Here is an 8240-nt window from a genome sequence, read left to right as displayed (position 1 = left end):
TCGAGCTTCAGGTGGAGGGCGCGGTCGGCTGACGCCGCCGCCGCCCGGCCACGGACGGGCCCGGACCCGGTACGCCGGGTCCGGTCCAGCCCGCTTTGACCCTCCGATTCATGACAGACCAAGGAAGACATGACTACCCAGGCTTCCGCGCCGCCCAGCACCAAGTCGCAGGCGCTGCGCTCGTACGACGTCGCCGACTTCCCGGCCCTCACCGGCCTGGAGGAGGAGTGGCGTTTCACCCCGCTCAAGCGGCTGCGCGGCCTCAGCGGCGACGCCCAGGCCGGTGCCGGCACGGTCCGGCACGAGTACGGCGAGCTGCCCGAGGGCGTGGCCATCGAGCGCATCGGCACCGACGACCCGCGGGTGGGCAGCGTGCTCACCCCGGTCGACCGGGTCAGCGCGCTCGCGTACGGCGGCGCCGGGCAGGCGCTGCTGCTCTCGGTGGCGAGCGATGTCGTGGTGGGCGCCCCGGTGAGCGTGCGGGTGGTCGGCGACGGCGGCGAGGGTCTGGCCTTCGGGCACACCTTCGTCGAGGTGGGCCGATTCGCGGAGCTGACGCTGGTGCTGGAGCACGTCGGCTCGGCGACCCTGGCCGACAACGTCGAGGTGTCGGTGGGCGACGGGGCCAAGCTGACCCTGGTCACCGTGGCCGACTGGGCGCCGGACGCGGTGCAGGCGCAGCACCTCAAGTTCAAGCTCGGCCGGGACGCTCGGGTGACGCACGTGCAGGTGAGCCTGGGCGGTGACCTGGTGCGCCAGTTCACCAGCGTGGAGTACACCGGCCGGGGCGGCGAGGCCGAGCTGTACGGGGTCTACTTCGCCGACGGCGGCCAGCACCTGGAGCACCGCCAGCTGGTCGACCACTCCGTGCCGGACTGCCGCAGCTACGTCGGCTACCGGGGCGCCCTGCAGGGCGCGGACGCGCACACCGTCTGGGTGGGCGACGTGCTGATCCGGGCCGAGGCGACCGGCACCGACACGTACGAGATCAACCGGAACCTGCTGCTCACCGACGGCGCGCGGGCGGACTCCGTACCCAATCTGGAGATCGAGACCGGCGAGATCGCCGGCGCGGGCCACGCCAGCGCGACCGGCCGCTTCGACGACGAGCAGTTGTTCTACCTGATGGCCCGGGGCATCCCGGAGGGTGAGGCCCGCCGCCTGGTGGTCCGCGGCTTCTTCGCCGAGGTGATCAACAAGATCCCGGTCGAGGAGCTGCGCGAGCGCCTCGGCGACGCGATCGAGGCCCGGCTGGCCAAGGCGGGCGCCTGATGATCCGGATCTGCTCCACCGAGGACGTGCCGAAGGGCACCGCGATCAGCGCGGACGTCGACGGCAGCCCGATCGCCCTGGTGCACGGCGAGGACGGTGAGTTCTACGCCGCCTACGACGAGTGCTCGCACGCCTCCGTCGCCCTCTCCGAGGGTGAGGTCGACGGCTGCACGCTGGAGTGCTGGCTGCACGGCTCGCGCTTCGACCTGCGCACCGGCGCGCCGACCGGCCTGCCCGCCACCGAACCCGTCCCCGTCTACCCCGTCGAAGTCCGCGACGGCGACATCTACCTCAGCCTGACGCCGAGTAATGGAGTGACCCGATAATGAGCACCCTGGAGATCCGCGACCTGAAGGTGTCGGTCAAGCTGCCCGAGGGTGAGCTCAAGCCGATCCTGCATGGGGTAGACCTGGAGGTGAATTCCGGTCAAACTCACGCGATCATGGGCCCGAACGGCTCCGGCAAGTCCACCCTGGCGTACTCGATCGCCGGCCACCCCAAGTACGAGATCACCGGCGGCTCGGTGACCCTCGACGGCGAGGACGTGCTGGCCATGACGGTCGACGAGCGCGCCCGCGCCGGCCTCTTCCTGGCCATGCAGTACCCGGTCGAGGTGCCCGGCGTCTCGGTGGCCAACTTCCTGCGCACCGCGAAGACCGCCATCGACGGCGAGGCGCCCAAGCTGCGCACCTGGGGCGGCGAGCTGCGCGGCGCTATGGAGCGCCTCCAGATGGACCCGGCGTTCGCCCAGCGCAACGTCAACGAGGGCTTCTCCGGCGGTGAGAAGAAGCGGCACGAGATCGTCCAGCTCGAGCTGCTCAAGCCGAAGATCGCGATCCTCGACGAGACCGACTCCGGCCTCGACGTGGACGCGCTGCGCGTGGTCAGCGAGGGCGTCAACCGGGTCCGCGACACCGGTGACACCGGCGTGCTGCTGATCACCCACTACACGCGGATCCTGCGCTACATCAAGCCGGACTTCGTGCACGTCTTCGTGGCCGGCCGGATCGTCGAGCAGGGCGGCCCGGAGCTGGCCGACAAGCTCGAAGCCGAGGGCTACGAGCGGTACGCCGCCGGGGCCGGCACGGCCAAGGCCTGAGTGGGGAAGGCGCTGCCGAGATGACCAGCATCGCGATCCCCGAGGGGATGCCGCAGTACGACGACGTGCCGCGTTTCGACGTGGCCCGGGTACGCGCCGACTTCCCGATCCTCGATCGGGAGATCAACGGGCACCCGCTGGTCTACCTCGACAGCGCCAACACCTCGCACAAGCCCCGTCAGGTGCTCGACGTGCTCGACGAGCACTACGCGCGGCACAACGCCAACGTGTCGCGCTCGGTGCACACCCTGGGCACCGAGGCCACCGAGGCGTACGAGGGGGCGCGGGCCAAGATCGCCGCGTTCATTCACGCGCCGAGCGTCGACGAGGTGGTGTTCACCAAGAACTCCACCGAGGCGATCAACATCGTGGCGTACGCCTTCTCGAACGCCTCGCTGCGCCCGGACGGTGACCCCCGGTTCCGGCTCGGCCCCGGCGACGAGGTGGTGATCTCCGAGATGGAGCACCACTCGAACATCGTCCCGTGGCAGCTGCTGTGCGAGCGCACCGGCGCGACCCTGCGCTGGTTCCCGGTCACCGATCAGGGTCGACTGGACGAGTCGGGCCTGGAGGACCTGGTCACCGAACGGACGAAGATCGTCTCGCTGGTGCACACGTCAAACATCCTCGGCACCGTCAACGCCACCTCCCGGATCACCGCGCGGGTCCGTGAGGTGGGCGCGCTGCTGCTGCTGGACTGCTCGCAGTCGGTGCCGCACCTGCCCATCGACGTGGTCGACCTGGACGCCGACTACATCGTCTTCACCGGGCACAAGATGTGTGGCCCGACCGGGATCGGCGTGCTCTGGGGCCGGGGTGAGCTGCTGGCGGCGATGCCGCCGGTGATGGGTGGCGGCTCGATGATCGAGACGGTCACCATGGCCCGCTCGACGTTCGCCGCGCCGCCGGCCCGCTTCGAGGCGGGCACCCCGCCGATCGCCGAGGCGGTCGCGCTCGGTGCGGCGGTCGACTACCTGACCGGCGTCGGGATGCGGGCCATCCAGTGGCACGAGAAGGAGCTGACGGCGTACGCGCTGGACGCTTTCGGCTCGGTGCCCGACCTGCGGATCTTCGGCCCGACCGTGCCGATCGGGCGCGGCGGCACCATCTCGTTCGCGCTGGGTGACGTGCACCCGCACGACGTGGGTCAGGTGCTCGACTCGCTCGGCGTGCAGGTGCGGGTGGGCCACCACTGTGCCAAGCCGGTGTGCAGCCGGTTCGGCGTCCCGGCGATGACCCGGGCCTCGTTCTACCTCTACACCACCACCGAGGAGATCGACGCCCTGGTGGGCGGTCTGGAGCAGGTGCGGAAGGTGTTCGACTGATGGTGCAACTCGACCAGCTCTACCAGGAGATCATCCTGGACCACTACAAGCATCCGCACGGCCGTGGCCTGCGCGACGCCGACGATGCGGCCGATCAGGTCGCGGAAGCGCACCACGTCAACCCGACCTGCGGCGACGAGATCACCGTCCGGGTGGCCACCGACGGCGACGTGCTGCACGACATCTCGTACGACGGGATGGGCTGCTCGATCAGCCAGGCGTCGGCGAGCGTGTTGCACGAACTGCTGCGCGGTCGGGGCACCGGGGAAGCATTCGAGGTGCACGAGGCGTTCGTCGAGTTGATGTCCGGACGTGGCCAGGTCACGCCCGACGAGGACGTACTCGGTGACGGGGTGGCCTTCGCGGGCGTCGCCCGCTACCCCGCCCGGGTGAAGTGCGCGCTGCTGCCGTGGATGGCGTTCAAGGACGCCGCGGCACGCGCCGGCGTGGGCGTGGGCCCGGAGGTGAAGGCGTGAGCGAGCGTCAGCGAGCGATTTCCAGCAGCACGGTGGTGCCGGGTGGCATCACGAAGCGAACCGGAGGGACGGCATGAGCGAGAACACCGCTACCGCGGCGACGCCGGAGGCCGGTGACGCCACCGCGGCGCCGCAGACCGACGCCGTGACGACCGACGGAGCCGCGACGACCAACGCCGCTGCGACCGACGGCGCTGCGACCGACGGCGCTGCGGCCCCGGGTGCCGGCGACGCCGCCACCTCGGCGGGCGGCGTCAGCAAGGCCATGATCGCCGACATCGAGGAGGCGATGAAGGATGTCGTCGACCCCGAGTTGGGCATCAACGTGGTCGACCTGGGCCTGGTGTACGGGGTGCACGTCGACGACGAGAACGTCGCGACCCTGGACATGACGCTCACCTCGGCGGCCTGCCCGCTGACCGACGTGATCGAGGACCAGGCCCGGCAGGCGCTGACCACCGGCCCGGGCGGCGGCCTGGTCAACGACATCCGGATCAACTGGGTGTGGCTCCCGCCGTGGGGACCGGACAAGATCACCGACGAGGGTCGGGACCAGCTCCGTTCCCTCGGCTTCAACGTCTGACCCGACTCCGTCCCACAGTCGTCGAGCGCGGTGCCCTCCGGGGTGCCGCGCTCGATCCGTTGTGGGATGGGCTCACGCGCTCGCCGGCCGGCCGGCGTCGGCAAGATCCGCGCAACTTCCCCGATGTTGCTGTCTCCCGCCTGTCTGAGGCAGCAACATCGGGGATGTTGTGAGGATCTTGGCGCGGGGCGCGGGGAAAACTCCGTTGCGGAGGCGTGGGTGCGGCGCGCAGGATGCCGACTGTGATCGAGGCGTACCCGATGCAGGTTTCTGTCCGTGCGGCCACCGCCGCGCGTCGACAGCGCACCGTGCCCCGGGTGGCCTCGGCCCGTCGCCCGTCGTCGTGAGCGGCGCGTTCCTCGCGGGTCTGGTGGCCGGGTACGGCGTCGCCATTCCGGTCGGCGCGATCGCGATCCTCATCCTGGGGCTCAGTGCCCGTACCTCGTTCCGGGTCGGCGCGGCCGCGGCGCTCGCGGTGGCGACGGCCGACGGGCTGTACGCGGCGGTCGCCGCGTTCGGCGGCGCGAGCCTGGCCGGGGTCGTCGCCCCGGCGGCCGGTCCGCTGCGGGTGGTCGCCGCCGTGGTCCTGCTGGGCCTCGCCGCGCACGGCCTCTGGCGTACGTGGACCACCCACCGCTCCCGGCCGGCGCCATCGGCCGGTGGGGGCCTGCGCACTCCCGGGCGGGCGTACGCGGCGGTGCTCGGGCTGACCCTGCTGAATCCGACGACCGTGCTCTACTTCGCCGCGCTGGTGCTGGGTCGCCGGGACACCGCCGACGCGAACGGGCTGACCGCAGCGCTCTTCGTGGCCGGCGTGTTCCTGGCGTCGGCGAGCTGGCAACTGCTCATCGCCGGCGGCGGCACGATGGTCGGCCGGGCGCTGACCGGACCGCGTGGCCGGCTGGTCACCGGCCTGGTCTCCAGCGCGCTCATCGCCGCGCTCGCGGTGGCGGCGCTGCTGCCCGGCTGAGCGCCCCCGGCGGCGCTGCGGGACTGAGCGGGCCGGCCGGGGGACCGGACGGGACCATCGTGGCGTACGGTCGGGCCGTGACCAGTCGACCCGCAGCCGGGGGCGGCCGGTGGGTCGAGGTCGATCCGGCCCGCGTCGGCCGCTGGGTCGAGGGCTTCGCCGACCGGCACGGCCCGCCCACCACCACCGCGCGGGAGTACGGCCTGCTGCTCACCGCCCCCGACGGCACCACCGCCGAGTTGTACGCCCCACCGGGCGCTCCGGTAGGCGCGGACGTGGCCGCCTTCGTCGCCGCCGCCGGCACACCGCACCGGATCGGTCTGCTGCTGGCCCGCAAGGGCGCGGTGGCGGTCGGTGTGGCGCAGGGCCCCGATCTCGTGGTCTCCAAGGTGGACACCCGGTACGTGCAGGGGCGCACCGCCGCCGGGGGATGGTCGCAGCACCGCTTCGCCCGCCGGCGCGACAACCAGGCCAAGGCGGCGCTGGGCGACGCGGCGGACCTGGCCGTACGCCTGCTGTTGCCGGAGGCGGCGCGGCTCGCGGCCCTCGTCGGCGGCGGTGACCGGCGGGCCGTGGACACGGTGCTGGCCGACCGGCGGTTGGCCCCGCTCGTGCCGCTGCGGGCCGAGCGGCTGCTAGACGTGCCGGAGCCGCGGCACGCGGTGCTGGTCGCGGCGGTGAACGCGGCCCGGGCGGTACGCATCCGACTGCGCGACCCGGAACCCGACCCCGCGGAGTGATCGGGGAGACGACCGCCACGTGGATCGGGGTTCTCGGCGTGGTGCCCGCGCGGTGGCCGGAGGATGGGCGCGTGGAGTTCCTTGTTGACATGGTGACGACGGTGCCCGACGGCACGTCGGAGGACGGGGTTGCCGAGATGCGGGCACGCGAGGCGGCGCGCTCGGCCGAGCTGACGGCGCAGGGCAGCCTGCTGCGCCTGTGGCGGCCGCCGCTGGCGCCTGGGGAGTGGCGTACGTGGGGGCTGTTCGAGGCCGCCGACGTGGACGAGTTGGAGGCGGTCCTCGCCTCGATGCCGCTGCGCGCCTGGCGACGCGAGACCGTCACGCCGTTGACGCCGCACCCCAACGACCCGGGCCTGCCGCCCCGGCCGGCGGGGAGGTGACCATGGCTGGCAGCGAGGTCGAGATCCTGCGGTCCGTCCTGGACCGGTGGCGGTCGGCGGTGGACGCCCACAAGCCGGACCGCGTCGCGTCGGTCTTCATCGAGGACGCGGTCTTCCAGGGCCTGCGCCCGTACACCGTCGGCCGGGAGGGCGTCGCCGCGTACTACGCCGCACAGCCGCTCGGCCTGACCGCCGCGTACGAGGTCCGGGAGGCGCGGCGACTCGCCGACGACGTGGTCCTGGGCTACCTGGACGTGGAGTTCGGCTTCACCGACCGACCGGCGCTGACGGTGCACCTGGGCGTGGTCGTCCGGCGGGTAGGGGACGCCTGGTTGATCGCGCACTACCAGGTCTCCCGGCTCGACTGACGGTGCTCCATACCTCGGAAATTTGAACTCAATGGCGACGGTTGCCCGCAGCAAGGACATGCTTGTCCAGCGGCAAGCATGACCTCGGTGTATGGCACGGGAGTGACCCCAGCCTTTAGCTCAGCATTAGACCGGTTGGGCAGCGCATTCACCGCGATCAGAGCCCAGATGCCGATGACCGGGGTTGACAGGCCCCGAAGACAAGCGTTGTATAAACAGCGCGGCACCAAGAGAGAGAATTTCGGTAACAGAATTTTCTCGGTCCGGTTGCCGCGCTGGTCGACTACGGCGGTTTGTGCACGGGGGGCCGTGGCGCGAGCGACGTCGGTCGTTCCAGGATGTCGTGGGTCATCGCAGCGTGTGATGACTTGGATCTCACCTGGAGGACACGTGTTAAAGGCAATGACCAAGCTTTTCTCGGTCGCAATTCTCCTGATCGGTCTATCCTTGACCGCTGCCTCGCCGGCGGCGGCCTCGGTTGCCCAAGAGCGGACCGGCAAGCCCGCAGCAGAATGTGTTACCGCAGCTCAGGGTTCATCTGGCATGGTTCCCATGTTCGAGATCAACCCTTGCGCCGACCTGGACCTCAGTCAGGTCAACGACTGCACCTCCGGCACGTGCTATTCATACTGCTGGGATGTTGTGCACCCGTACACCTATTACTGGTGCGAGAGTCAGAAGAAGAACGTCCGGCACCATAATTGGCTCAAGTATCGCACTGGTACTCGTATGCCGAGTGGGTGCACTGGCAGTGTCGCAGCGGCGTAATTCGGAGAACTGACGCAGAAATTGATGGTCGAGAGTAATTGACAGTCGTATTGCCCCATTGCTCTCGATCAGCGTCTCTGTCGTCAGGTGCAGTGCCGTTGACGAAGCCTCCCCGTCCCGACGTCTGCACCCGAAGCGCTGCCGGGCCTCGGCCCGACTGACGGTGAACATGGACGTGGGGGGGGGCGCCGCGGGGGCCACCGCGGCGGGGGGGTGGGGGCTCTTGTGGTGGGGCGGGGGCGCGAGGAGACCCAAG

Annotated in this window: 10 protein-coding genes; all 10 read left to right on the top strand. The window is 70.9% G+C overall.

The window, feature by feature from the left end; genetic code table 11:
* The first annotated feature begins 129 nt into the window (after window positions 1-129).
* The 10 genes from sufD to AB0J68_RS21470 all read left to right on the top strand — a co-directional run bounded on the left by sufD (window position 130) and on the right by AB0J68_RS21470 (window position 7216).
* On the top strand, window positions 130-1272 hold the full coding sequence (sufD, locus tag AB0J68_RS21515) for a Fe-S cluster assembly protein SufD (protein ID WP_363940169.1): 1143 nt from the start codon (window positions 130-132) through the stop codon (window positions 1270-1272).
* Window positions 1272-1598: a non-heme iron oxygenase ferredoxin subunit gene (locus tag AB0J68_RS21510; protein ID WP_363940167.1), complete on the top strand. Its 327-nt coding sequence runs from the start codon at window positions 1272-1274 to the stop codon at window positions 1596-1598. The genes sufD and AB0J68_RS21510 overlap by 1 nt, the downstream gene beginning before the upstream one ends.
* On the top strand, window positions 1598-2371 hold the full coding sequence (sufC, locus tag AB0J68_RS21505) for a Fe-S cluster assembly ATPase SufC (protein WP_354860398.1): 774 nt from the start codon (window positions 1598-1600) through the stop codon (window positions 2369-2371). Before AB0J68_RS21510 ends, sufC begins: the two co-directional genes overlap by 1 nt.
* Before the next feature lie 20 nt (window positions 2372-2391).
* Window positions 2392-3696: a cysteine desulfurase gene (locus AB0J68_RS21500; RefSeq protein ID WP_363940165.1), complete on the top strand. Its 1305-nt coding sequence runs from the start codon at window positions 2392-2394 to the stop codon at window positions 3694-3696.
* A 2-nt stretch (window positions 3697-3698) separates the two neighbouring features.
* On the top strand, window positions 3699-4172 hold the full coding sequence (gene sufU, locus AB0J68_RS21495; protein ID WP_355067651.1) for a Fe-S cluster assembly sulfur transfer protein SufU: 474 nt from the start codon (window positions 3699-3701) through the stop codon (window positions 4170-4172).
* A gap of 73 nt (window positions 4173-4245) precedes the next feature.
* Complete coding sequence (locus AB0J68_RS21490; RefSeq protein ID WP_354860402.1) at window positions 4246-4755, top strand: metal-sulfur cluster assembly factor; 510 nt, start codon at window positions 4246-4248, stop codon at window positions 4753-4755.
* A gap of 343 nt (window positions 4756-5098) precedes the next feature.
* Window positions 5099-5725, top strand: coding sequence for a LysE family transporter (locus AB0J68_RS21485; protein ID WP_355067619.1), 627 nt, complete (start codon window positions 5099-5101; stop codon window positions 5723-5725).
* A gap of 77 nt (window positions 5726-5802) precedes the next feature.
* Entirely contained in the window at window positions 5803-6465 is a 663-nt protein-coding gene (locus AB0J68_RS21480; protein ID WP_363940162.1) for an acVLRF1 family peptidyl-tRNA hydrolase, read from the top strand.
* Between the two features lie 71 nt (window positions 6466-6536).
* Window positions 6537-6848 (top strand): muconolactone Delta-isomerase family protein, encoded by a 312-nt coding sequence (locus AB0J68_RS21475; RefSeq protein ID WP_363940160.1) that lies wholly within the window; start codon window positions 6537-6539, stop codon window positions 6846-6848.
* 2 nt (window positions 6849-6850) lie between these two features.
* Window positions 6851-7216, top strand: a complete 366-nt coding sequence (locus AB0J68_RS21470) for an SgcJ/EcaC family oxidoreductase (protein ID WP_363940158.1) — start codon at window positions 6851-6853, stop codon at window positions 7214-7216.
* Window positions 7217-8240 lie beyond the last annotated feature (1024 nt).

The sequence above is a fragment of the Micromonospora sp. NPDC049580 genome (assembly GCF_040675595.1).
Lineage (GTDB): Bacteria > Actinomycetota > Actinomycetes > Mycobacteriales > Micromonosporaceae > Micromonospora.
Note: the sequence above shows the minus strand (reverse complement) of the source record. Positions and strands in the feature narration are given on the sequence as shown.

What these genes read in the sequence shown, in the direction of transcription:
- sufD (WP_363940169.1), top strand. Translation starts at nt 130, where the DNA reads ATGACTACCCAGGCTTCCGCGCCGCCCAGCACCAAGTCGCAGGCGCTG.
- AB0J68_RS21510 (WP_363940167.1), top strand. Translation starts at nt 1,272, where the DNA reads ATGATCCGGATCTGCTCCACCGAGGACGTGCCGAAGGGCACCGCGATC.
- sufC (WP_354860398.1), top strand. Translation starts at nt 1,598, where the DNA reads ATGAGCACCCTGGAGATCCGCGACCTGAAGGTGTCGGTCAAGCTGCCC.
- AB0J68_RS21500 (WP_363940165.1), top strand. Translation starts at nt 2,392, where the DNA reads ATGACCAGCATCGCGATCCCCGAGGGGATGCCGCAGTACGACGACGTG.
- AB0J68_RS21490 (WP_354860402.1), top strand. Translation starts at nt 4,246, where the DNA reads ATGAGCGAGAACACCGCTACCGCGGCGACGCCGGAGGCCGGTGACGCC.
- AB0J68_RS21470 (WP_363940158.1), top strand. Translation starts at nt 6,851, where the DNA reads ATGGCTGGCAGCGAGGTCGAGATCCTGCGGTCCGTCCTGGACCGGTGG.